The sequence below is a fragment of the Ruegeria sp. TASC047 genome, from assembly GCF_059612445.1.
Window position 1 is genome coordinate 525,109 of record NZ_JBXWQP010000029.1, and the last position, 23,220, is coordinate 548,328.

Below are 23,220 nucleotides of genomic sequence, written 5' to 3' on the forward strand. Positions count from 1 at the left end.
ATTTGAAGGTCAAAAGCGCGGTCCCAATCGGGGCCGCGTTTCGCATTCGTGGTGTCGGAATTGTGTCTGTACTTGGCACCGATATAAAGTAGTATTTCCCTGTAAACTTACGCGTTTCCATACGAATGGTGGATTTCAGGGAATAAAATGCAGGAATTTTCAACAGAATTCAGCGCTGCGATTGCCTTGATCCTTGGGGGAGATTCTGAGCTGTGGGCAATTGTGCTGTTGTCTCTGAAAGTGTCCGTGTTTGCGGTGCTGGTTTCTGCTCTGATCGGAATGCCCGTGGGGGCTGCGTTGGCCGTCGCCCGGTTCCACGGCCGCCGGATGCTGATCGTCCTGATGAATGCACTGATGGGGTTTCCGCCGGTTGTCGTGGGCCTGCTGGTCTATCTGATGCTGTCCCGTTCGGGCCCCTTGGGGGTGCTTGAGCTATTGTACACTCCGACCGCCATGATCATTGCGCAGGTGGTGTTGGTCACTCCCATTGTCGCGGCTCTGACGCGCCAGGTTGTTGAAATGTTGGCTGAGGAATATTCAGAACAGCTGCGGTCCTTGGGAGTGTCACGGCTGGCCTCGGTCCCGGTTTTGTTGTGGGATGCGCGACTGGCACTGGTCACGGCCTTGCTTGCCGGTTTCGGACGCGCCATCGCCGAGGTGGGCGCGGTTATCATCGTTGGCGGAAACATCAATCATGTGACCCGCGTGATGACGACAACCATTGCGCTTGAAACGTCGAAGGGAAATCTGTCGCTGGCACTGGCGCTGGGGGCGATCCTGATCGGGATTGCAATTGCGGTAAACGCGATGGTCAGCGCGGTCAGTTTGCGGGCCGAACAGGAGGGGTTGCGCCATGCGTGACGTGATCTGCGAGATGTCGAACTGTCTGACGGTTGAAAAAGTGCAAATTCGCAGCAACGGCAAGGTTTTGCTGGATGTTCCTTCATTGGTTCTGGATGGTCCGGGGCCGACGTTGCTTCTTGGCCCCAACGGTGCGGGAAAAAGTCTGTTGCTACGGTGCTTGCATGGCCTGATCTCGCCGGATCGCGGGCGGGTGGTGCAGGACGGAAACCCTCTGGGCGCCGCGCAGAAAACGCGCCAAGCCATGGTATTTCAGAGACCGGTTCTGTTGCGACGGTCTGTTGCTGCAAACCTGGGCTTTGTCCTCAAGCGTCAGGGCATGGGGCGAGCGGCGAGAAAGGCACGTATCATCGAGTTGCTGGCCGAAGGCGGGCTGGAGGGGAAGGCCTGGCAATCTGCCCGGTCGCTCTCGGGGGGCGAGGCCCAGAGGCTGGCCATTTTGCGTGCCTTGGCGCTGGAGCCCGAAACACTGTTTCTGGACGAACCGACCAGCGCCCTTGATCCCGGCGCGACACAGATGATCGAACGTATGGTTCTACGCGCCTCGGCGCGGGGTGTACGGATCGTGATGGTCACACATGATATTGGCCAGGCCCGTCGTTTGGCGTCGGATGTGGTCATGATGCAGGGCGGTCATGTGGTTGAACACGGCCCCGCAAAACAGGTTTTGGATACCCCCGAAAGCGAAGCATCGCGTCGCTACCTCGCGGGTGGATTGGTTACCTAAAATATAAAACGGAGAAAATGATGTTCCGCGCAATACTTCGGGCAGCGGTGATAGCCTTTGGTCTGTCGGCAAATGCGGCCTTGGCAGAGACACCGTTCATTGTCGTGCAGTCTACGACATCCACCCAGAACTCGGGGCTGTTGGATTATATTCTGCCGTGGTTCGAGGCCGAGTCGGGCATTGACGTGCGCGTTGTGGCTGTAGGAACCGGTCAGGCAATCCGCAACGCAGTGAATGGTGACGGGGACGTTCTGCTGGTTCACGCTAAATCCGCCGAAGAGAAATTCGTCGCTGATGGATATGGCATGGAACGGAAGGACCTGATGTATAACGATTTTGTATTGGTGGGCCCCAAGGCGGATCCCGCCGGAATTCGCGGTGGTGCCGACATTCTGAGCGCTCTTACAGCGATTGCAAAGGCTGAAGCCCCGTTTGCGTCGCGCGGTGATGACAGCGGAACGCACAAGGCCGAGCTGCGGCATTGGTCGGCTGCGGGGCTTGACCCAACCGGCGCGTCCGGCAGTTGGTATCGGGAAACCGGTTCAGGTATGGGGGCGACGCTGAACGTTGCCAGCGGCATGGACGCGTACACTCTGACAGATAGGGCGACGTGGCTGTCCTTTGGTAACAGAGGCAATCTTGAGATCCTGATCGAAGGCGACCCGCGTCTGTTCAACCAGTATGGTGTGATCCTCGTGAATCCTGAAAAGCATCCGCATGTACGGGCGGCCGCTGGTCAGCGTTTCATCGACTGGTTGACCGGGCCCGACGGGCAGCAGGCGATTGCCTCTTTCCAGCTGGACGGTCAGCAGGTGTTTTTCCCCAATGCGCAATAAGCTGGCCTGCGGCCAGCCCCTGCGGGGCGAGTATTTTTGAAAAGATGAAGGCGCGGGTGGATTTTCACCCGCTGGCCCCATTGTGGTGGATCGTGCCAAGACCAGACAGGTCATAGCCGCCGAACTCGCGCGCCCGCTGGGCGAACTGACCCGAGCGCAACAGGGTTAGCAGTTTCTGTATCGGCGGATCGAAAAAGGCCCGACGCCAGATGGCAAGATCCAGCCGCTCGGAATGAGTGGGGACAAAACCTAAGTTGTAGAGACCGGCTAGGGCGCCAAGCCCAAAACCGGTCTCGGCCTTCCGGTCATGCAGGGCGATCGCAAGTTCTTCTTCTGTACGTGCGCAGCCGGGTCGAATGTCCAGATCATCCCGGCGCAGGCCGTGGGCGTCCAGTTGGGCGTCAAACAGGCGCTGGCTTGCCGCACTGTCCTGACGCAGTATGACGGTGCGTGACTTGAGGTCGTCAAAAGAATTGATGTCGGATATGCCCGGGGCAAGAAGCAATCCACGCTCACGTCGGGCGACTTCGTATAGGATCACCGGGGCTTCGCCTAAAGTGTCTTGCAGGGATTCCTTGTTGAATCCGCCATTTTCGTGGATGTGTAACACAGCGGCCTGTGCGCTTCGTTCACTGAGCCTGATCAGGCCATCAAAAGAACCGTCGTAATAGGTGGCCAGCCCCGACCCACTTTCACGCAGCGCCCAGTCCAGCAAGGGATCGTGGCTGCCTGCTATGATCGGGGGCAGGGGCGGTTCTGCGACTTGAGGGCCGGATCGCGACGCGTTGAGCCAGGCAATGATCTCGGCCCGCGGAAACAACAGCTTGCCCATGGCGCGCACACACGGCACCTCGCCTGACGAGGCAAGGTCATAAGCCTTCCGCTCGCCAATGCGCAGCAGATCGGCCAGTTCACGGGTGGTCAGATATTGCGCCATTCAGTCGAGGCGCACGGCGATGCCGGACGTAGTGTCAGCGGTGCTGAACCCGATCTGTTCCAGCACAAACGGGGCTGCGCCTGCAATAACGACCATCGCGGCGACGGCGGCAAGAAAGGCTTTCATGGGCTCCTCCGGTTCAGTTCCGGTCAGTTGTTGCGCGACGCAAAAAAGCAATAAGATCCTGGCGATCCTGTGCTTTGGCAATTCGCTGCATCGGCATTTTCGACCCCGGAATGTAGTGGTCTGGCCCTTGGTCGAAAAGGGCATTTATTGTCTCGTCATTCCAAATGATATCAGAGCCTTGCAATGTATCCGAGTACAAATATCCACGAACCGTGCCGGCCTGACGTCCAAATACACCGTGCAGGGTTGGGCCTGCACGTCGCGCGTTATCAGAGGACAGGCTGTGACAGATCGAACATTTGCGCGCAAACTGGCGTTCCCCGTTGTCCATCTCATCAGGATTTTTCAGGAAACTCGGTTCTGCCGAGGCCATCTGGTGTTGGTCGGACAGAGCGTCCACAGGCCAGCTGTACATCGCCTCGTCAAGTCCACCCGCATGGATGTTTTTACCGTCTTTGGAAAATGCCAAAGCCCAGACCGGACCGCGCAACGTGGCGCGAAAATCCTGTGCAATGCGCCAATCGACGGTGTCGATGACCATTATATACCCTTCGCCATCGCCTACGGCCAAAAGTTTCCGATCCGGGCTGAGTGCAAGGGCAAGGATCGGGCGGCGGTCCAGAGTGAAATCGCGCTCTTCACCGTTGGAAAGGTCAAGGATACGTGTGACACCGTCTACCGCACCATAAGCGAGCCAGTTGTCCTGTGCATTCAGGGCCAGTTCATTGATGCCGAACCCGTGCTCGACCAGACGCCTTGTTTCTTGCCCGCTGGACACGTCCCATAGACGCAAAGCGCCGTCGACGCCCGCCGAAAATAGCTGCGTGCCGTCAGGTGAGAATGCGACCGCGTTTACGCCACTGCCGGTCGGTCCAAGCCGCGCGGGTTCTGTGCCATCGACAGGCCACAGGCCGATTGTTCCATCCCAGCTGGCCGTGGCAATAAGGGTTTCTGACGCGGCAAGGCCGACAATCTTGCCCTTGTGTCGGCCAATGACTTCACCGCTTGGCCATTTGCGCAGGGTGAAATCGTCCCCGGCAGAATAGAAAGCGGAGCCGTTGAACGCGACTGCGTTCACGGCGGCCTCGTGGCCTTCGAACCAATCAGGCGTTTGCCCGGTCCAAAGACCCACTGAATTGTCGAAACTGGCTGTTGCGATGCGACCGTCTGGCGCGGTGGCAATGCCCATGATAGGCCCGCCATGCCCTTTCAGTGTAAAGAATTCTGCCACGGCAGGCAGGGGCACCAGCGCCAGCGCCAGAACCAGCCCACGCATCTATTCAGCGGGTGAGGCGGCTGCTTTGCCAGCCTCTTTTTCCTGCACCTCTTCCAGCCAGAGCGAGTGATGCTCGCGCGCCCATTGTTCTTCGACCTCTCCGGTTCCCATGGCGTCAAACGCGCCTTCCATCCCGACCGAGCCGAGATAGATATGCGCGACGATGATCGCGATGAACACATAGGCAATCATGACATGCCAGACTTGGGCGAATTGCATCTCTTCTTGCGGTGACATCTGCACTGGCAAGGTCAGACCCAGCGCCTGCGGAATGCCCGTGGCGTTTGCGACCGAGAAGGTCTTGGCGAACAGGGGCATCTCGAACGGGAACAGCAGTGACAAGCCGGACAGGCTGATCGACACGCCCAGCAGGATGCAGGCCCAGAAGATGATCTTTTGCCCCGCATTGAATTTCCGGGCGGGCGGGTGGTTGCCCTTGGTGAACAGGCCCCCGCCAGCGGCCAGCCATTTCAGGTCAGTGCGGTTGGGGATGTTATGAGCAATCCAGTTCACCGTGACAATGATCAGACCCAGCATGAAAGCCCAGGCCAGATTATTATGCAGCCACTTGCAGCCCTGTGCGATGGTGGCGAAACCTTCCTTGCCGAAGATCGGGATCAGGAAGTCGCGGCCATAGAGCGTGAGCAAACCAGTAATGGCGAGGATCAGGAACGATCCAGCAAACAGCCAATGGCCAAAACGTTCAATCCCGTTGAAACGGGTGACCGTGCGGCCCGTTTTCTCTCCATCAATGCGGATTTTCCCACGGATCAGGAAGAACAGCAGAATGATGCCCAGCATCCCGGCGATGATGTAAGTGCCATATTCGCGCAGCGGTCCGCTGCGGAAGTTCAGCCACCACATGCCGCCATCCTGTATCAACACGCTTGCGGCGGGGCCGTTTGACGATACGGTCACATTGGCCGAGCCATAGCGCAACGCACGATATACATCACTGTCCGACGCGACACCACGGGTGCCAAGCTGACCCATCAGCCCCTCGACATTGCTCTGGCCGGTATTGCCGGAGCGATATCCGTTATCCACCTGCTCACCACGTTGCCGGGCGAGAATATCTTCAAGGGTCGTCGCTCCGCCGGTTCCCGCCCTTTCAGGCGTGGCGTTGCTGTCATCGGTCGTTTGGGCGGCTGCCGAAAAGGTCAGTCCAAGGGTGAACAGAAAAGCGATGAGAAAGCGGAGCATCTGAACCTCGGTCAAATTCCAAGATCGGACAACCCGCGCCGAGCGGGTTGTCCATTGCTTTGTGCAGACAGCGGCTTAGCCGTCTTTCTGGTCGTAGGCAGTACCCCAACCCCAGGCGCCCGAGCCGAAACCGCGCGCCACGACGCGTTCACGGTAAACAGCCGACACCACGTCGCCGTCACCGGCAAGCAGGGCCTTGGTGGAGCACATTTCGGCGCAGATGGGCAGTTTGCCCTCGGCGATCCGGTTGCGACCGTATTTGGCGAACTCTGCGGTCGAGTGGTTTTCTTCGGGACCACCGGCGCAGAAGGTGCATTTGTCCATCTTGCCGCGCGAACCGAAATTGCCTGCCTGCGGGTATTGCGGCGCGCCAAACGGGCACGCGTAAAAGCAATAACCGCAACCGATGCACAGGTCCTTGGAGTGCAGGACAACACCTTCTTCGTTCTGATAGAAGCAGTCGACCGGGCACACCGCCATGCAGGGCGCATCCGAACAATGCATACAGGCCACCGAGATCGAGCGTTCGCCCGGATTGCCGTCATTGATCGTCACCACCCTGCGGCGGTTGATACCCCAGGGTACCTCATGCTCGTTCTTGCACGCGGTTACGCAGGCGTTGCATTCGATGCAGCGTTCAGCGTCGCAGAGAAACTTTGCTCTAGCCATTAATCGTCCTCCTTACGCTGCCGAGATCTTGCAGAGAGTACACTTGGTCTCCTGCATCTGGGTCACTGAATCATAGCCATAAGTCTGGGCGGTGTTGGAACTTTCGCCCAGAACATAGGGGTCAGCACCGGCGGGGTATTTGTGCCGCAAGTCCTCGCCCTGGAAATGGCCGCCAAAGTGGAAAGGCATGAAGGCGACACCGGCACCGACCCGATTGGTCAGCATCGCCATCACCTTGACCTTACCGCCTTCCGGACCTTCGACCCAGACCTGTTGCCCGTCCCGAATGCCAAGGTTGTTGGCATCGCGCGGGTTGATCTCGACGAACATGTCCTGCTGAAGTTCAGCAAGCCATGGGTTAGACCGGCTTTCGTCGCCGCCGCCTTCATATTCGACCAGACGACCTGACGTCAGGATTATCGGGTAATCCTTTGAAAAGTCGTTCTTTTGGATCGAAGCATAAAGGGTGGGCAGGCGATAGGCGTGCCGGTCCTCGTAGGTTGGATAGTCCACCACCAGATCACGCCGGTTCGTATAAAGCGGCTCGCGATGCAGTGGGATCGGATCCGGGAAGGTCCAGACGACCGCGCGGGCCTTGGCGTTCCCGAAGGGCGCACAGCCATGCTTGATCGCCACCCGCTGGATACCGCCCGAAAGGTCGGTTTTCCAGTTGGTCTCGGGGCCTGCAACGGCATCGATTGCAGCGCGTTCTTCAGCCGTCAGGTCGCCGTCCCAGCCAAGGTCCATCAGCATCTGCATCGTGAATTCAGGGTATCCGTCCTGAATTTCTGATCCAACGCTATAGACCCCTTCGGCCAGCAGGTTGTCGCCATCGCGTTCCACTCCGAACCTGGCGCGGAAGGTCAAGCCGCCTTCGGCCACCGGTTTGGACATGTCATAGAGGTTCGGAGTCCCCGTATGACCCATCTCAGCGGTTCCCCAGCACGGCCAGGGCAGACCATAATATTCGCCGTCGTTTGGTCCACCAATGGCTTGGAGCGTGGTTCGGTCGAACGTGTGCTGATTGGCCATATGGCTTTTCAAGCGTTCCGGCGACTGCCCGGTATATCCGATGGTCCAGAGGCCCGAGTTGAATTCACGCGTGATGCTTTCAACATTCGGGGTCTCGGGGTCTTCCATCTCGATATTGCGGAACAGGCGATCCGCCCAACCGAACTTATTGGCGAACTTGGCCATGATGACCTCGTCCGGCAGGCTTTCGAACAGCGGATCAACGACCTTGTCACGCCACTGCAACGAGCGGTTTGACGCGGTGACCGAGCCACGGGTTTCGAACTGCGTACAGGCGGGCAAAAGGTAGACGCCATCGGTGCGGTCATGCAGAACGGCCGAGACAGTGGGATACGGGTCAATCACGACCAGCATGTCCAGCTTTTCCATTGCCGTTTTCATTTCCGGACCCCGCGTTTGCGAGTTCGGCGCATGACCCCACAGAACCATGGCACGGACATTGTTGTCCTGATCCATGTTCGCAGGGTCTTCCAGAACACCGTCGATCCAGCGGGATACCGGGATACCGCTTTCATTCATCAGCGGTTTGTCCTTGCCGTCTTTGCCCTTGATCGTGGCGAACTGGCCCTTCAGCCAATCCAGGTCTTCGCCCCAGACGCGGCTCCAGTGGCCCCATGCGCCCGCGGACAGGCCGTAATAGCCGGGCAGGGTGTGGGACAACACACCAAGGTCTGTCGCGCCCTGCACGTTGTCGTGGCCGCGGAAGATATTGGTACCGCCACCCGAGGTACCCATGTTGCCCAGCGCAAGCTGAAGCACGCAATAGGCGCGGGTGTTGTTGTTGCCGTTGGTGTGCTGTGTGCCGCCCATGCACCAGATGACCGTGCCGGGGCGGTTGTTGGCCATGGTTCGGGCAACACGTTTCAGTTGCGAGCCAGGCACGCCGGTGACGCGTTCTGTTTCTTCAGGCGTCCATTTGGCCACCTCATCCTGAATCTGGTCCATGCCCCAGACACGGGTGCGGATGAACTCTTTATCCTCCCAACCGTTGTCGAAGATGTGCCACAGGATGCCCCAGATCAGTCCAACGTCTGTACCCGGGCGGAAACGGACATATTCATCCGCATGGGCTGCGGTGCGCGTAAATCGCGGGTCGCAGACGATCAGCGGGGCGTTGTTCTGTTCTTTCGCGCGCAGAACGTGCAGCAGAGAGACAGGGTGCGCCTCGGCCGGGTTACCGCCGATGATGAAGATGGCGCGCGAGTTGTGGATGTCGTTATACGAATTAGTCATGGCGCCGTAGCCCCATGTATTCGCAACACCCGCAACAGTGGTCGAGTGACAGATACGGGCCTGATGGTCCACGTTGTTCGTGCCCCAGTAGGCGGCGAATTTGCGGAACAGATAGGCCTGTTCGTTATTGTGTTTTGCTGAGCCCAGCCAATACACGCTGTCGGGCCCGGATTCTTCGCGGATCGACATCATGCCGTCGCCGATCTCGTTGATCGCCTCTTCCCAGCTGATGCGCTTCCACTCGCCGCCTTCCTTTTTCATCGGATATTTCAGGCGGCGCTCGCCATGGGCGTGCTCGCGAACCGACGCCCCCTTGGCACAGTGTGCACCCAGGTTGAACGGGCTGTCCCAGCCGGGTTCCTGCCCGACCCAGACACCGTTCTGCACTTCGGCAACGACGGTACAGCCGACCGAACAGTGGGTGCATACGGATTTGATGTTTTCGACGGCCTGATTGGCCGCTGTCTGGGCACTGGCTGGCGTCACGGTTCCACCCGTGGCGCTGATCGCGGCAAGGCCGCCGATCGTCAGGCCCGAGCCACGCAGGAATGCGCGGCGATCGACGGTTTTCTCGCCGACCTGGGACAGGATACTTGTCCGCTGGGGGCGTCTCGCAACCCCGTTGGTCTTTTTCCTAAGCATGTCTTTCCTCCCTTGCGCGCCGTGTCAGCCACGGCTGGCTTGGTACTGCTGAAACCGACGTCAGGGCCAATCGCAACCGTCTGCCGGGTGTGAAAGCGTCCGGTCCTAGAACCGGGTGCTCTCGATGTAGGCGCGTGTATGCGCAGTATCCTGAATGCGGGTTTCGTCGGTCGGCAGCGCGGCGGCTTCGGCCTTCCCGGTCAGGCTGGCGGCGGAAACGGCAGCAGGTGCTGCGGTTCCGGCCAGTTTGAGGAAGTCACGGCGGGTGGCGCCTTCTTCCTTGGTCTTGCTCATGGGAACCTCCTTTCCCAATTGCAGTGTAACGCCCGTTTGGGCGCTGGCGAATGACAGCGGTTCACGCTGTCGTCATCCGGAACGCTTCGCGCTCGATCTCCATGAACACCCGACCGGCAGTGCCGACGGATGCATAAAGAACCGAGTTCTCGGCTGCTTCCAAATCCGAATAGAAATGCGTGGCCCACGGGCCGATATGCTTGCTCCAGAATGCCTTTTGGTCATCAAGGGATGCCGGGCTGCCAAAACGCCCGACGATCATTCCGGCCATCATCTCCATCAATGAGGCGATGTTATCTTCGGGCTCGAACACGTTCTGGGCACGTGTGATCCCGCGAACCGCCATGTCATTGCGCAGCTGAGCCAAGGGTTTCTCGTTCAGGAAGCCCGTCAGGTAGAAACTGGCGTAAGGCAGCAACTCACCCCGGCCCAATCCGATGAACAACGCATTGAATTCCCGTTCGGCAGCGGCTGGCTTGGTAACTTTGGCAACCCGCGCCATGGATTGAATGGCCTTGCCAAGATCCGTGTCATCTCCGACCAGACCAGCCATTTGGTTCAGCAATATCTGGTCCGGAGGACCTGCCAGTAACAGACCCAGAAAGTTATAGAAATCCGCGCGCAGGCGATCCTCGGCTGAAACATCCAGAGTGTGCGCGTCACTTGCGGTCATTCGGTCATCCTTCAAATTCAAATGTCATTCGACGTGGCGACGGGGGACGTTCGAGTTCTTCCGGCTCTTCTACCTGAGCAACTGAAACCGGCTGTGGCACGGGATCGGGGTCAACCGGCACGACCTCAGGTTCAGAGAGCGTATCAGCCTCGATTTCGTTTTCTTCCGTTTCTTGCGCGTCGGCGGCCAGTGCCTCGACATGCGCCAGCATGCCTTTTCCAACCTGATAGGCGGTTTGGATGTTTTCGATCACGCAGGCCGAATCGGTGTAGTCCTCGCCGTAATCAACCAGCCCGTCGACATTGGCCAGAACAGGGTTCAACCGCCACAGCCGACGCAGGGCACGGCGCCGCAGGCGATCAGGCACTGCCTTGGACATAAAGCCTGAAATATCTTCGCCGGGTCCGAGGGTATCGGGATCGGGAAGGTTGAATTCGGCCAAAATCTCGGCGTCACTCTTTTCTTCAAGTTCGGCGTGATGGGCTGCGATCACCTGTTCTTCAAGGGCCAGCGCCTCGGCTTCAGCTTCGGCCTGAACGGCAGCCTTTCGGCGCGACCAGAAATCACGCCGCTCTGTCATTGCAGCACCCGTCTCGGGGCGCGGAATATATCCGATGCCTGCCGGATACGCGCGTCGCCCTTACCATCCTCCACCAAATCGGTTTGCTTTCTGTCGCGACGGCGCTTGACGAACACTTCGTGCTGGTGATGTTTCAGGGTGAAATCCCGTACCCAGGCGATCAGCCCTTCGGTCATTGGGATTTTCTCGACAATGTCTTCGCCGGTATCTGCGTAATCCTGCCCCTGGAACGGAGAAGCGGTGATCAGAACTGCATTCAGGGGCGTGTCGCCCTTCAGCTCATTCCGCAGTACAAGATAGATTGAGGGCTGCCCGTCCGACAGGTTGACCAGGTAGGCTTCGGTCTCGTCCGCCCAGAGGGTCAGGGGGAGGGTGGCAGCGTGGTATTCGACCGCCTCGCCTTCGCGGCGCAGTTCCTGCCAATCGGCTGGCCCTGCACCGGGCAACACGGCGACCGCGCGCCAGTTCCAGCGGGCCCAACGTGTGACCCCGGGTGTTTTGCGCACAATGACGCCAACCGGCATGTCGATCTGGCTTGCGGCCTTGGCCACTGGATCCTCCCCGAAAGGCTCTCCCCTGCCTTTCCATGTCCACTATGGTACACAAAATAGCCACGTGCCAAGCCTGCGCTTTAATACTTTGGTCGTATTCCCGGTAGCGTCTTCGTGATCAAAGCCTGAGAAGGCTTTTGTTTTATGGGATTTTGCCGCGAAACTCTGCCGGGCGCGCTGTGCGCTTCGCAGGGTTGAAGTTGCCTCATCGGGAATGCAGCCTAAAGTGCAAAGGATCGGGATTGCTTCCCGAGGGAGGGGACATGGGCACGAAACTATTGCTCTGCAATTGCGCAGGAACTCAGGCGCTGGATCCGGACAGGATCGAAAGCGCCTGCGGGATTGCATGTTCAAAGGTGCATACTGCGCTTTGCTCAAAGGAACTGCAATCCGCTGCGGCCTTGATGCAAGAGGGCGATACCGTCATCGCCTGTCTGCAGGAACAAGAGGTATTCCGGTCGCTTGCCGAAGATATGAATATCGAAATCCCCGGCTTTGTCGACCTGCGGGATCGTGCCGGTTGGTCCGATCAGGGCGCAGATGCGACGGCCAAAATGGCTGCCTTAGCTGCCGAAGCGTTCCTGCCGCAACCGGTGACGCCCAGCGTTGATGTTATCAGCGAAGGCACGTGTTTCATCATTGGTCCTGGTACCGTTGCCTTTGGACTGGCGGAAAGGTTGGCCCGAACACTGGCTGTAACCGTTCTGGTCACGGATCAGGCTGAGCCAGACTCTCGGGCCTTCGACGCCATTCGGGGACAATTGCGGTCTGTTTCGGGTGCTCTGGGTGGGTTTTCCTTGCGTCTGGACAATGTGCAGCAAGTGGTTCCCGCAGGCAGGGGTGCTTTCAATTGGACGGAACCAAGAGATGGGGCGCAATCGGCCTGCGATATCATCGTTGACCTGACGGGGGGCACGCCCTTTGTGCAGGCTCCGGCCAAGCGCGAGGGGTACCTGAGGGCTGATCCCAAGGATGCGGTGTCTGTAGAACTTTTGGCTTTTGAAGCCGCCCAACTGGTCGGAACATTCGAAAAACCACTGTACGTGCGACTGGAGGAAACACTTTGCGCCCATTCGCGGGCGGAACAGGTTGGGTGCTCAAACTGTCTGGATATCTGCCCAACCGGTGCAATCACACCCTCGGGCGAGCATGTGGCGATTGATCCAATGGTCTGCGCTGGGTGTGGCGAATGCGCGGCGGTCTGCCCGTCGACGGCGATAACCTATGAAGATCCACCTGTTTCGGCCTTGCTGTCACGGATGCATATTCTGGCACGCACGTACCGAAGGGCAGGCGGTATCGCACCCCGGTTGCTTGTGCACGACGCCTACGGTGCCGAAATGATAAGGCTTACAGCAAGGTTCGGCCGGGGATTGCCTGCGGATGTTATCCCGCTGGAATTGAAAGTGATATCCGGGTTCGGCCATTCGGAAATGCTGGCCGCGCTGGCACATGGATTTGCGCGTGTGGATGTGTTGCTGGCCCCGACGACCGAACAGGATGCGCTGGATCGCGAAATTGAACTGGCACGTGCCATAACTGGTTCGGATGGGATCGGGCTGATCGAGGAGGTGGACCCTGACGCGATGGCAGACTTGCTGTATGCTCAGAAAGTTCCCGAACCGTTGGCAGATCCGGTGTTGCCACTTGGCAACCGCCGACAAATCGCACGGTTGGCAGCACAGGCCCTGAATCCGCAGGCCAAAGCCCCGCTGCCATTGCCTGAAGGTGCGCCTTACGGTGCCGTTGCTGTGAATACAGACAGTTGCACGCTCTGTCTAAGTTGCGTGTCGCTGTGCCCGTCCGGGGCTTTGATGGATAACCCTGACAAGCCCCAGTTGAACTTTCAGCAGGATGCGTGCCTGCAATGCGGAATGTGCAAGACGATCTGCCCCGAAGACGCGATCACCTTGGTGCCGCAACTGGATCTGAGCGATGCTGCCCTGTCTCAGCAGGTCCTGAACGAGGAGGAACCGTTTGCTTGCATCGAATGCGGGGCTTTGTTCGGGGTGAAATCAACCGTTGAACGGATCATGGAAAAGCTTTCGGGCACGCACCCGATGTTTGCCACGTCGGATCAGGCACGGATGATCCAGATGTGCGACAATTGCCGAGTGAATGCTCATTTCCAGCAGCAGGACAATCCGTTCCAGTCAAAACCCAAGCCTCGGGTCGTTACCACCGAGGATTACTATTCGGATAGAAAGGATCACTGAAGCTTTAGCGGCGCGCCCAGATCAGCGGCGTCTATGCGCGAAACAAACGCCAGGATGGCTTCAAGATCGTCCAACGTCATCTTGACCGGGTGAATTGGGGATGGGCGCTCGGGATCAAAGGGCGGTGTCAACCCGTCGATCTGCGTAAATGCGGGGTGGGGATTGAGGGCAAAGAACGCTTCGAACCGTTCCGACCAATCCGGCATCGCGCGCAGGACGGCGAAAGAGGGGGTCGAGCCAAGCCCGTTCATCCGATTGCGGGGGCCAATCACATGACATCGACCACAATGGGTCATCGACAGTTCTTCGCCCAACACGGTGTTGCCGTCCAGGGTATCGTCCGACTGGGTGACCTTGGGATCAAAGCTGGCGCTGAACGGTTCACCCACCACAGGAGGAAAGCTTTCGACAGTGCGCTTGCCGATCTCTGATTGCAGCCAGTCGCGAAACCGGATTTGACGATCATCGCCTTCGATCCGCAGGTGATAAACCACGCCACCACGGGCAAAGACAGGATCGCCGGGTGGTTCGGTTACCAGCACCATGGCACCGGCATCATCTGCGACAACGCGTATCCCGGTCTTGAGAGAGAAGCGAGGAAGGATATGTTGCAACAGACCGGAGTCGTTAACCTCTACCGGGGCCGCAAGGCCAATCGCCTCCTGCGACAAGGAGGGGGTGGCGGTGAGCGTCAGGCTCAGGCACAACAAGACAAGGCGCATGGTTTAGCCTAACTATGAAGGCTGTTACGCGTCAAATGAACAGAAAGAGACGGAGACACATGCAATGAGCGGCGACCAATACATGTCGACACGCACGCCCCTGTCGGCGGGGCATACCAAGGAGAGAACAGCATGAGTGTTCGTGACGCGGTTCTGGCGAACCTGAAAAAGATCACCGATCCGGTTTCAGGTCAGGACATTGTCAGTGCGGGCATCGTGCGTGCGCTGAATGTCGAGGGCGATTCGGTTCGCTTTGTCCTTGAGATCGACCCGAAGCATGCCGAAAAGATGGAACCTGTGCGCGCAACAGCTGAAAAGGCCGCACAGATGGTTGAGGGCGTCGTAAATGTATCGGCCCTGATGACTGCTCATTCCGACAAGGCGCCGCCGGATCTGAAGCCGAAACCCAAGCCCTCGCAAACTGGACCGCAGGCCGTTCCCGGTGTCGACCGGATCATCGCGGTTGCTTCTGGCAAAGGGGGGGTGGGCAAATCCACCGTGTCGGCCAATCTGGCCTGTGCGCTGGCCGCAGAAGGGCGGCGCGTGGGTCTGCTGGACGCGGATGTTTATGGGCCGTCGCAGCCTCGGATGTTGGGTGTCTCGGGCCGTCCGGCCAGCCCCGATGGCAAGACTATCCTGCCGCTGCGCAACCACGGCGTCACCATGATGTCGATGGGGTTGATGACCAATGAAGGGCAGGCCGTTGTCTGGCGCGGGCCGATGCTGATGGGGGCGCTGCAACAGATGATGAGCCAGGTGCAATGGGGTGCCTTGGACGTGCTGATCGTCGACCTGCCGCCGGGTACCGGCGACGTGCAACTGACGCTGAGCCAGAAATTCAAGGTGGACGGCGCTATTGTCGTCTCGACGCCGCAGGACGTGGCGCTGATTGATGCCCGCAAGGGAATCGATATGTTCAATCAGCTCAAGACGCCTATCGTTGGGATGATCGAAAACATGTCCACGCATATCTGTTCGAACTGTGGGCACGAAGAACACGTCTTTGGTCATGGTGGTGTCAAGTCCGAGGCCGAGGCGATGGGCGTGCCGCTGCTGGGTGAAATCCCGTTACATCTGGACATTCGTGTCGCCGCAGACGGTGGCGCGCCAATTGTGGTCAGCAAACCAGACAGCCCTCAGGCTGAGGCTTTCCGCAAGATCGCCCGCGACATGATCGCCAAAGGCACCGCATGAGCCAACCGGTCTTTCCCCCTTTTTTGACGGGTCACCCGGTTCAGGGTGGGGAAGACCCGTTTGAACGCGCCCAGGCTATGGCGGCTTTGGGCTGCGATGCGGGGGCGGTTGTTTATAACATTCAGGCCGATTACCTGCGTGTCGCGATCGTTTTCGCGCCCGAGGTGCCGCTTCGGGACGCGATGGCGATGCTGCCGCTTTGTGCTATTGGGTTTCAGAATGCGCTGGGCGCTCTGGCCCCGCCTGAAGTGGCAGTGCATCTGGGGTGGGACGGTCTGATTTGCGTGAATGGTGCGAAATGCGGTGTGTTCCGCGTTTCGGCCTCCGGGGGAAACGCGGAAGAAGAACCGGATTGGCTGATTGTCGGCTGGGAGCTCGCATTGATGCAAACCAGCAGCGCGCCCGGCGAAACGCCGGATGTCACAGCCCTTTATGATGAAGGTTGTGCCGAGGTTTCGGCCACGCAACTGGTCGAAAGCTGGTCACGCCATATGCTGACTTGGCTCAACCGCTGGCAGGAGGATGGCAACGCGCCCCTGCATGCCGAATGGATGGGCCTGCTGCGTGGCGTAGGTGAGCCACTGGTTGATGGCGGTGTATTCCTTGGCACGGATGAGCGGTTTGGAATGCTGATCCGCGACGGGGTCAACACCCGCCTGCGCCCGCTGACGGAACTATTGGAGAACGGACGATGAAACTGGCCCGCGCGATCCATTTCGATGAAAGCGACATGAACGTGTTCCATTCTCCGGCACGTACGGGCGAATGGTGCGTTTCGGGCGGGTTCGAGTTTTCGAATTGGAGCGGCGCGGATCTGGAAGGTAAGGCGCGTCAGGCTTTTGCGAATGGCTGGCTTGGGCTGGAAACCTTTGGCCGAGTGACGTTTGTGGCGGTAACCCAGATCGAAGCCGCTGAAAGGGATCAGATCATCCGCAATCTGGCAGAACATTTCGTGCAGTATTACGGAGCGCCCTCGGTCGAAGCGGCATTGAGCGTGGCACAGAGCGAAATCGATCACATGTCAGAGCTGTGTGAAGACCATGCCGCCAACACGCTGCTGACCGTCGCCAGAGAATTGTCTGAGACAGGAGTGCACGAAGCCTTTCGTGTGATCACTCCGCAAGACGCACAGCTGGAGGTTCTGGCGGTGCATGGGTCGCTGGACGACTAGAAAGGGTCGACAAACCCGCCGAACTGACCGCGCTTGAAGATCAGACCCTTGCCGGTGCGGTACATGACCTGATCCACATGACCGACAATGATGAGATGATCTCCAGCCTCGTGCCGGGCATGCAAACGGCAGTCAAACCGTGCCAGGCAATTGGCCAGCTGCGGGCGATCAGCCTCGTCCGTGGTCCACTCGGCATGGGTGAAATCGACACCGTCGCGGGCAAATCTTAGCGCCTGATCCTGTTGATCCTGAGCCATGACGTGGATCGAGTAATGCGTGCAGGTGCTGAAAGTGTCGAAGCGGTTTGACTCTCTGGCCAGGCACCACAGCACCAGCGGCGGGTCCAGGGACACCGACGCAAACGAGTTTACGGTGATTGCACGTGGGCCGTCATCGGTTTGCGCAGTTATCACGGTGACGCCTGTTCCGAAACATCCCAGCGCCTCACGAAAGGCGTGGCTTTGATCCGGGGTCGGTGTGAAAATCTTTTCCGTCATATCGCGCGCGTGTTCCTTGGCCGCGCATCAGGTGCCATGCGTGGCCCGGATTGTCCACGAAAAGCTGAACGGCGTTTGCAAATTTCGATGTTAATTCAGGTCTTCCAGAAGACGTCCGTGTTTGCGGGTCTGGACAATGACTTCGCCAAAGGTGTTCAGCCCGCGCGCTTGCAGAATGGGCAGCATCTTGACCAGCGCCTCGGCCGTTGCCACCGCGTCGCCCAATGCCGTATGGCGCAGCGCCTCGGGGATTGAGATGTCCAGCCGTTCGCACAGCGCGTCCAGTGTATGTGTATCGCTTGCGCCGAACAAAACAGCCGACAGCAGCACAGTGTCGAGTATCGGATGATCCCATTCGACTTCCATACGCTTGGCATGGCGGCGCAGGAACGCCATGTCGAACGGGGCGTTATGGGCTACGATCACCGCATCGCGTGAGAATTGGTGAAACACACGCCCGGCTTTGACGATATCCGGCGCGCCCTGAACCATGCGATCACTGATCTTGTGCACGCGGGTCGAGGCAGCAGGGATCGGAATGCCCGGATCAACAAGCATGTCCAGATGCTCGCCCGCAACGATCTTGCCTTTCACAACGCGGACCGCGCCGATTTGAACGATCTCATCCTTGTGCGGCAGCAAACCGGTTGTTTCCGTGTCAAAGACCACAAAACACAGATCCAGCAAAGAGCGGTTTTCGAACGCACCGTCACCCGGCGTGTCCAGCAACTCGAAATCATAGACTAGCGGGCGGGCCTCATCTGGCGACATACGGGCAACGCTGTCTTCGAACACCAGCATGTAACCGGGTGCGTCACCCAGTGGCTTCATTCGGGCCGAATAGGTTTGTCGGCCGTCCACGCTGGTCAGGGTGCAGAAAACATCCTTACCTGATTTGCACAACTTTCCATACGCGTCCGTCAGCCCCGTCGATTCGATGTATTCGAAGAGCGAGGCGTTCAGGCGGGGATGCGCGATCTGGGCCAGCACCTCGGCTGCCTGACCATCATACAAAACGATCTGGTGTTTCGGACTGGCCAGCAACATGGCGACCGGAATTTCGGTCAAAAGGGCAGTAAGGCGCTGTTTTTCCGCCGCCAGATGAGCGGTTTCGGCGGCCACCGCCTCGGCTGTGTGCATGGCATTCGCGGCAAGTTGCTCGGCCAGGCCGGCCGCTGCTGGGGCCAGATCGCCCAGGTATCGCGCGGCTTGCATGTCCAGATCGGTGCTGACACCGGCATGAGCGCGGGCCCGCAGTTGCGCTGAAAGCCGTTCTATCGGTTTGGCGACATTGTCGTCAAACAACAGCCAGATACCGGCGATCAAAGCCAGCAATCCAAACCCGATCAGAACCTCGGCAAAGATGAAGTCATCAAACAGGTCAGGTTGCGCTGCCCGGGCATAGGTGATCCACAGGGCGGCGGAACTGATTGATATCCCGCCGAGCGCGAGCAGACAGAAAAACAGAAATATCCTGAGCCTCAGGCTTAACCCTGTGAGCATAGTCAAACCCCGCAGGTGGCGTCGATGATGGGGTCGGCAGGCCCGGCAGATATCCAGTCTGCATTCAGCAGACGTCCGTCATCAGAAAACTCAGCGCCGTCTGCAAGGTTGGCGCGACGATTCTCGGCACAGTTTACGGCTACGGGCAGTTTTGAAACCGGGGCCCAGCGGCCGAAGAAGTAAAGATCGACAAGCCGTTGATCTGGCACGTTTTCGTTTGTACGCACCGACACGGTGTCGATTGCGGCAAAGCGGTCGACGAAGGGCATGGCGTAGGTCCACGGGCGGTAGAGGGCGCGGCTTTCAACCTCTTGTACGATTGCCATTTCCTCGGGAAGCTGTTCGCGCGTGCGGTCATACCAGGAATACTCGCTGGAAATTGTCACAGCGATCATCCCCAAACCCGCCGCGACCGGAGTAACCCATTTTGGCAACCGCCCTCCGGTCAGCTTGTTCAGCACAAGTACGATGCCCGCAAATGCGAAGCCCGCAAAAACAGTGCCGATCAATTCCAGAAACATCGTGTCACTCCGTTCTTCAGATGCGTGTCAGCCCAGCATTCCCTTGCCGTGGCCGACCGCCGATTGCATCGTTTTTACCACAACGAAGGCGTCACGAAGATGACTTCGCTCAAAGTCCGAAAGATCGGAAGGTGGCAGATAGTTGTCTGGTTTCTTGCCCGATTTAACCAGCTGGACCTGGTGTTCAAGCCGGGTTTCAGCGATCAGATCATAGGCGTCCAGTAAATCGCGTGCGCCCGACGCGCTGAGAACGCCATTGGCCTCAGCCGCTTTAAGGCGGGCTCGGGTATTGGCCTCGGGCAGTTCGCCTTGCAAGGCGTAGATTCGTGCCAGATCCACGACCGGAACAACTCCATTGTGTTTCAGATCCAGCGTATTGCGGTGTTCGCCCGACCGGATGGTTGCAAACCCACGCAGCAACCCCAGCGGCGGGGTGTGTTTCAACGAGTTCGAGATCATATGTGCGACGAAGATCGAATTGGACCTGGCCGCCGCCAATGTGTCGGCCTGCAGGTCGGCGAACAGGTCGAACGCGCCGCCAATCGGACGCAAGTCAAACATGACCGAGGCCAGCATCTGCGCTTCGGGGTTCGGTTTGGCGATCCATCCCTTGAAATAGTCGCGCCAGACACGCACCGGCTGACACCAGCGCGGATTGGTCGCCATCATGTCGCCGGGGCAATAGAAATAGCCACAGGTATCCAGCCCGTCCGACACAAACTTGGCCAGCTTTGCAAAGTACTCCATATCCGCATCGGTCACGCCGTCATCCAGCATCAGGCAGTTGTCCTGATCCGACACGCCTGTCTGCTCCTGCCGACCTTGCGAGCCGCAGGCCAGCCACAGATACGGCACAGGGGGCGGGCCCAGTTTCTGTTCAGCAAGGGCCAGAAGGCGCCGGGTAACCGTGTCAGCAATATCGGTGATTAGGCGCGTGACGATTTCGTGCCGGTTCCCGCCTGCAACCAGTTGCACCAGCAGCTGTGGGATTTCCGCCGTTACCCGCGCCATATCTTCGGCGGTATTTGCCTGGGCGATGCGTCGCACCAGTTCGGCCGAGTTCACGGCCTGATAATGTGTCAGGTCGGTTTGTGTGACGATACCGACCAGCCGACCGCCCTCGGAAATCGGGACGTGGCCGATGCTGCGTTCCATCATGATGTGCAGAACGTCGGAACCGATGTCGCCGGGTGACAGGGTGACGGGGTTCGCGGTCATGATCTCGGAAATTGGCGTGGACGGAGGTAGTCCGTCCGCAACGTATTTGCCCGAGATATCCCGCAGCGTTGCGATGCCCTGCAACGTGTCGCCGTCCGTGATGCACAGCGACGAGATGTGCTTGTCGCGCATGATCTGCGCCGCTTTCTGAACAGGCGTATCCGCGGGGCAGGTGGCCGGGTTATGTGCCATCAGAATATCAATGGAACTGGTCGCAAGGCTTTGCGGGCCACTTCTGTCGCCGCGTGTGCGGTTGAAGAACTTGGCGACCACATCGTGACCGTCGATCAATTCGCGCACCAGATCCGGTGGCAAAACAATCAGGACCGACGGAGTGTGCGCACGCGCCTTGGTGGCTGCCTTGCCGTCTTTCAGCAGCCCGCGCTCTCCAAAAGAATTGCGCAAACCCAGTTGAGAGACAACGGCACCATTCTCATCGGTGATTTCAACCTGTCCTTCATAGATCACGAACACACCGGGAAGCGCATGACCCAGTTCATAGACCGAGGTGTCTTCCTCGACTTCCCAGACCTCGATCTGTTTTACGATCTGATCCAGGGCATCAGCCGGTAACGCGTCATAGGGATGAACGGATTTCAGAAACCGGGCGATTTCATCGTGGGACAGGGGCATCTGATGTCTCCGGTGTTCTGGTGAAAAAATCCCGCCCAGTGGTATGCCGGGCGGGAGTAGTGGATCGAAAGACGCGGTCGAAGGCAAGTGCCAACGACCGCATCATGCTCACTTGTTCTGAGCTGCACCCGCACCACGGGGAATGCGAACGCTTTCGACCAGTTCCTTGATCTCCTGAGGAGTTTCCTTGGTCATGCCAGCCACAACATAGGCGACAGCGAAGTTGACCATGGCACCGATTGCACCGAACGAGGTTGACTTGATCGTACCCAGCAGCGGGTCGGCATCGGTGAACGAGTTGGTGTCCGGAATGAACAGCCAGCCCTTATGCAGGAAGATGTAGACCAGTGTAACGACCAGACCCGCCAGCATACCCGCGACCGCACCGGTGTTGTTGATGCGGGTCGAGAAGATCCCCATCATCAATGCCGGGAAGATCGATGCTGCTGCCAAGCCGAACGCGAGAGCAACAGTCTGCGCCGCAAAACCCGGAGGGTTCAGGCCCAGATAGGTTGCAACCATAATGGCTACGGCCATCGCGACACGGGCTGACATCAGTTCGCCTTTTTCCGAGATTTGCGGGTTGATCGCGCCCTTGATCAAGTCGTGGGACACGGCCGACGAAATCGCTAGCAGCAGACCAGCAGCTGTCGACAGAGCAGCTGCAAGACCGCCTGCAGCGACCAGACCGATCACCCAACCTGGAAGGTTCGCAATCTCGGGGTTGGCCAGAACCAGGATGTCACGGTTGAACTTGGTCAGTTCGTTACCGACCCAGCCTTTTTCTTCCGCAATAGCCTGCATCGATTCAGACTTGTCGTTGTAGTACTGAATCTTGCCGTCGCCGTTCTTGTCTTCCCAATCCAGCAGACCGGTTTTTTGCCATGTGGCCATCCAGTCGTACCGTGCATCGTTGTCGATCTGTTCGACTGTAACGGCACCACCTTCGATGCCGCCATTGGGCCACATCATTTCGGTGATGTTGAGACGAGCCATCGCACCTACGGCCGGAGCAGTCAGGTACAGAAGAGCGATAAAGACCAGCGCCCAACCAGCAGACCAGCGTGCGTCAGCGACTTTGGGAACAGTGAAAAACCGCATGATGACGTGGGGCAGACCGGCAGTACCGATCATCAGCGACAACGTGAACAGCACCATATTCAGTGTGTCCGAGTGGTGCGCTGTGTATTCCGCGAAACCAAGTTCGGACACGATGCCATCCAGCTTGGTCAGCAGCGGTACGCCGCTTGCGGTGTCGCCAAACAGACCCAGCGCCGGAATCGGAGTGCCGGTCAGCTGTAGCGAGATAAAGATGGCAGGGATGGTGTAGGCGGTGATCAGCACGCAGTACTGAGCGACCTGTGTATAGGTCACGCCCTTCATCCCTCCGAACACCGCATAGGCAAACACAACGCCTGCACCGATCAACAGCCCGGTGGTGTTCGACACTTCCAAGAAGCGGCCAAAGGCAACCCCAACACCGGTCATCTGACCGATAACGTAGGTCACCGATGCAACAATCAGACAGATCACCGCAACGATGCGTGCTGTCTGGCTGTAGAAGCGGTCGCCGATGAACTCCGATACGGTGAACTTGCCGAACTTCCGCAGGTAAGGCGCAAGCAGCAGGGCCAACAGCACGTAGCCACCCGTCCATCCCATCAAGAAGGTCGAGTTGTCATAGCCGGTAAAGGCAATCAGGCCCGCCATCGAGATGAACGAGGCCGCAGACATCCAGTCTGCCGCTGTCGCCATACCGTTGGTGACCGGGTGCACGCCGCGACCGGCGGCGTAGAACTCTGATGTGGAACCCGCGCGGGCCCAGATCGCGATGCCGATGTACAGCGCAAAGGATGCGCCGACAAACAGCAGGTTGATGGTAAACTGATCCATTATCCCCGCTCT

General features: G+C 58.7%; 23 protein-coding genes. 7 read left to right on the forward strand and 16 right to left on the reverse strand.

What is annotated here, in order from left to right:
• The first annotated feature begins 147 nt into the window (after positions 1-147).
• Genes AC2FLO_RS10395 through AC2FLO_RS10405 form a run of 3 tightly spaced genes read left to right on the forward strand, consistent with a single transcriptional unit; the run spans position 148 to position 2,424 of the window.
• Positions 148-861, forward strand: coding sequence for an ABC transporter permease (locus tag AC2FLO_RS10395; protein WP_496752875.1), 714 nt, complete (start codon positions 148-150; stop codon positions 859-861).
• Positions 854-1,588, forward strand: a complete 735-nt coding sequence (locus AC2FLO_RS10400; protein ID WP_480583777.1) for an ATP-binding cassette domain-containing protein — start codon at positions 854-856, stop codon at positions 1,586-1,588. The genes AC2FLO_RS10395 and AC2FLO_RS10400 overlap by 8 nt, the downstream gene beginning before the upstream one ends.
• Positions 1,589-1,608: 20 nt before the next feature.
• Positions 1,609-2,424 (forward strand): ABC transporter substrate-binding protein, encoded by an 816-nt coding sequence (locus AC2FLO_RS10405; RefSeq protein ID WP_496752874.1) that lies wholly within the window; start codon positions 1,609-1,611, stop codon positions 2,422-2,424.
• A gap of 64 nt (positions 2,425-2,488) precedes the next feature.
• Here AC2FLO_RS10405 and AC2FLO_RS10410 read toward each other — a convergent pair whose 3' ends face one another.
• From AC2FLO_RS10410 to AC2FLO_RS10455, 10 genes are all read right to left on the reverse strand, one after another.
• Complete coding sequence (locus tag AC2FLO_RS10410) at positions 2,489-3,361, reverse strand: substrate-binding domain-containing protein (RefSeq protein WP_480485906.1); 873 nt, start codon at positions 3,359-3,361, stop codon at positions 2,489-2,491.
• A complete protein-coding gene (locus AC2FLO_RS10415) occupies positions 3,362-3,487 on the reverse strand; it encodes a hypothetical protein (protein ID WP_480583783.1) in 126 nt (41 codons plus the stop codon).
• 13 nt (positions 3,488-3,500) lie between these two features.
• The gene (locus AC2FLO_RS10420) at positions 3,501-4,763 is read right to left on the reverse strand and encodes a c-type cytochrome (RefSeq protein WP_496752873.1); all 1,263 of its coding nucleotides are present in this window, start codon (positions 4,761-4,763) and stop codon (positions 3,501-3,503) included.
• The gene (locus tag AC2FLO_RS10425; protein ID WP_267365567.1) at positions 4,764-5,966 is read right to left on the reverse strand and encodes a formate dehydrogenase subunit gamma; all 1,203 of its coding nucleotides are present in this window, start codon (positions 5,964-5,966) and stop codon (positions 4,764-4,766) included.
• A gap of 75 nt (positions 5,967-6,041) precedes the next feature.
• A complete protein-coding gene (gene fdh3B, locus AC2FLO_RS10430) occupies positions 6,042-6,635 on the reverse strand; it encodes a formate dehydrogenase FDH3 subunit beta (RefSeq protein ID WP_209504177.1) in 594 nt (197 codons plus the stop codon).
• A gap of 12 nt (positions 6,636-6,647) precedes the next feature.
• The gene (locus AC2FLO_RS10435; RefSeq protein ID WP_496752872.1) at positions 6,648-9,542 is read right to left on the reverse strand and encodes a formate dehydrogenase subunit alpha; all 2,895 of its coding nucleotides are present in this window, start codon (positions 9,540-9,542) and stop codon (positions 6,648-6,650) included.
• Between the two features lie 105 nt (positions 9,543-9,647).
• The gene (locus AC2FLO_RS10440) at positions 9,648-9,836 is read right to left on the reverse strand and encodes a ubiquinol-cytochrome c reductase iron-sulfur subunit N-terminal domain-containing protein (RefSeq protein ID WP_496752871.1); all 189 of its coding nucleotides are present in this window, start codon (positions 9,834-9,836) and stop codon (positions 9,648-9,650) included.
• 61 nt (positions 9,837-9,897) lie between these two features.
• On the reverse strand, positions 9,898-10,509 hold the full coding sequence (locus tag AC2FLO_RS10445) for a TorD/DmsD family molecular chaperone (RefSeq protein WP_480583792.1): 612 nt from the start codon (positions 10,507-10,509) through the stop codon (positions 9,898-9,900).
• 4 nt (positions 10,510-10,513) lie between these two features.
• Positions 10,514-11,089: a DUF3306 domain-containing protein gene (locus AC2FLO_RS10450; protein ID WP_496752870.1), complete on the reverse strand. Its 576-nt coding sequence runs from the start codon at positions 11,087-11,089 to the stop codon at positions 10,514-10,516.
• On the reverse strand, positions 11,086-11,640 hold the full coding sequence (locus tag AC2FLO_RS10455; protein WP_496752869.1) for a DUF3305 domain-containing protein: 555 nt from the start codon (positions 11,638-11,640) through the stop codon (positions 11,086-11,088). The genes AC2FLO_RS10450 and AC2FLO_RS10455 overlap by 4 nt, the downstream gene beginning before the upstream one ends.
• A 263-nt stretch (positions 11,641-11,903) precedes the next feature.
• Here AC2FLO_RS10455 and AC2FLO_RS10460 point away from each other — a divergent pair, with 263 nt between their 5' ends.
• Positions 11,904-13,856, forward strand: a complete 1,953-nt coding sequence (locus AC2FLO_RS10460; protein WP_496752868.1) for a 4Fe-4S binding protein — start codon at positions 11,904-11,906, stop codon at positions 13,854-13,856.
• Here AC2FLO_RS10460 and AC2FLO_RS10465 read toward each other — a convergent pair.
• Positions 13,850-14,578 (reverse strand): hypothetical protein, encoded by a 729-nt coding sequence (locus AC2FLO_RS10465; RefSeq protein ID WP_480583801.1) that lies wholly within the window; start codon positions 14,576-14,578, stop codon positions 13,850-13,852. The genes AC2FLO_RS10460 and AC2FLO_RS10465 overlap by 7 nt on opposite strands.
• Before the next feature lie 132 nt (positions 14,579-14,710).
• On the opposite strand from AC2FLO_RS10465, the gene AC2FLO_RS10470 reads away from it, so the two are divergent.
• Genes AC2FLO_RS10470 through AC2FLO_RS10480 form a run of 3 tightly spaced genes read left to right on the forward strand, consistent with a single transcriptional unit; the run spans position 14,711 to position 16,943 of the window.
• Positions 14,711-15,772 carry an Mrp/NBP35 family ATP-binding protein gene (locus tag AC2FLO_RS10470; protein ID WP_480583804.1) on the forward strand — a complete coding sequence of 354 codons (1,062 nt, stop codon included), beginning with the start codon at positions 14,711-14,713 and terminating at the stop codon, positions 15,770-15,772.
• The gene (locus AC2FLO_RS10475; protein ID WP_496752867.1) at positions 15,769-16,467 is read left to right on the forward strand and encodes a biotin/lipoate--protein ligase family protein; all 699 of its coding nucleotides are present in this window, start codon (positions 15,769-15,771) and stop codon (positions 16,465-16,467) included. Before AC2FLO_RS10470 ends, AC2FLO_RS10475 begins: the two co-directional genes overlap by 4 nt.
• Positions 16,464-16,943, forward strand: coding sequence for a DUF6505 family protein (locus AC2FLO_RS10480; protein ID WP_496752866.1), 480 nt, complete (start codon positions 16,464-16,466; stop codon positions 16,941-16,943). Before AC2FLO_RS10475 ends, AC2FLO_RS10480 begins: the two co-directional genes overlap by 4 nt.
• On the opposite strand, the gene AC2FLO_RS10485 is transcribed toward AC2FLO_RS10480, so the two are convergent.
• The 5 genes from AC2FLO_RS10485 to AC2FLO_RS10505 all read right to left on the reverse strand — a co-directional run bounded on the left by AC2FLO_RS10485 (position 16,940) and on the right by AC2FLO_RS10505 (position 23,208).
• Complete coding sequence (locus AC2FLO_RS10485) at positions 16,940-17,440, reverse strand: flavin reductase family protein (RefSeq protein WP_480481309.1); 501 nt, start codon at positions 17,438-17,440, stop codon at positions 16,940-16,942. The genes AC2FLO_RS10480 and AC2FLO_RS10485 overlap by 4 nt on opposite strands.
• 90 nt (positions 17,441-17,530) lie before the next feature.
• Positions 17,531-18,943, reverse strand: coding sequence for a 3'-5' exonuclease (locus AC2FLO_RS10490; RefSeq protein ID WP_496752865.1), 1,413 nt, complete (start codon positions 18,941-18,943; stop codon positions 17,531-17,533).
• A 2-nt stretch (positions 18,944-18,945) separates the two neighbouring features.
• Entirely contained in the window at positions 18,946-19,464 is a 519-nt protein-coding gene (locus AC2FLO_RS10495) for a hypothetical protein (RefSeq protein ID WP_267364034.1), read from the reverse strand.
• A 27-nt stretch (positions 19,465-19,491) separates the two neighbouring features.
• On the reverse strand, positions 19,492-21,315 hold the full coding sequence (locus AC2FLO_RS10500) for a DUF294 nucleotidyltransferase-like domain-containing protein (RefSeq protein ID WP_496752864.1): 1,824 nt from the start codon (positions 21,313-21,315) through the stop codon (positions 19,492-19,494).
• A 108-nt stretch (positions 21,316-21,423) separates the two neighbouring features.
• A complete protein-coding gene (locus tag AC2FLO_RS10505) occupies positions 21,424-23,208 on the reverse strand; it encodes a sodium:solute symporter family protein (protein ID WP_480583816.1) in 1,785 nt (594 codons plus the stop codon).
• Between the last annotated feature and the right edge of the window lie 12 nt (positions 23,209-23,220).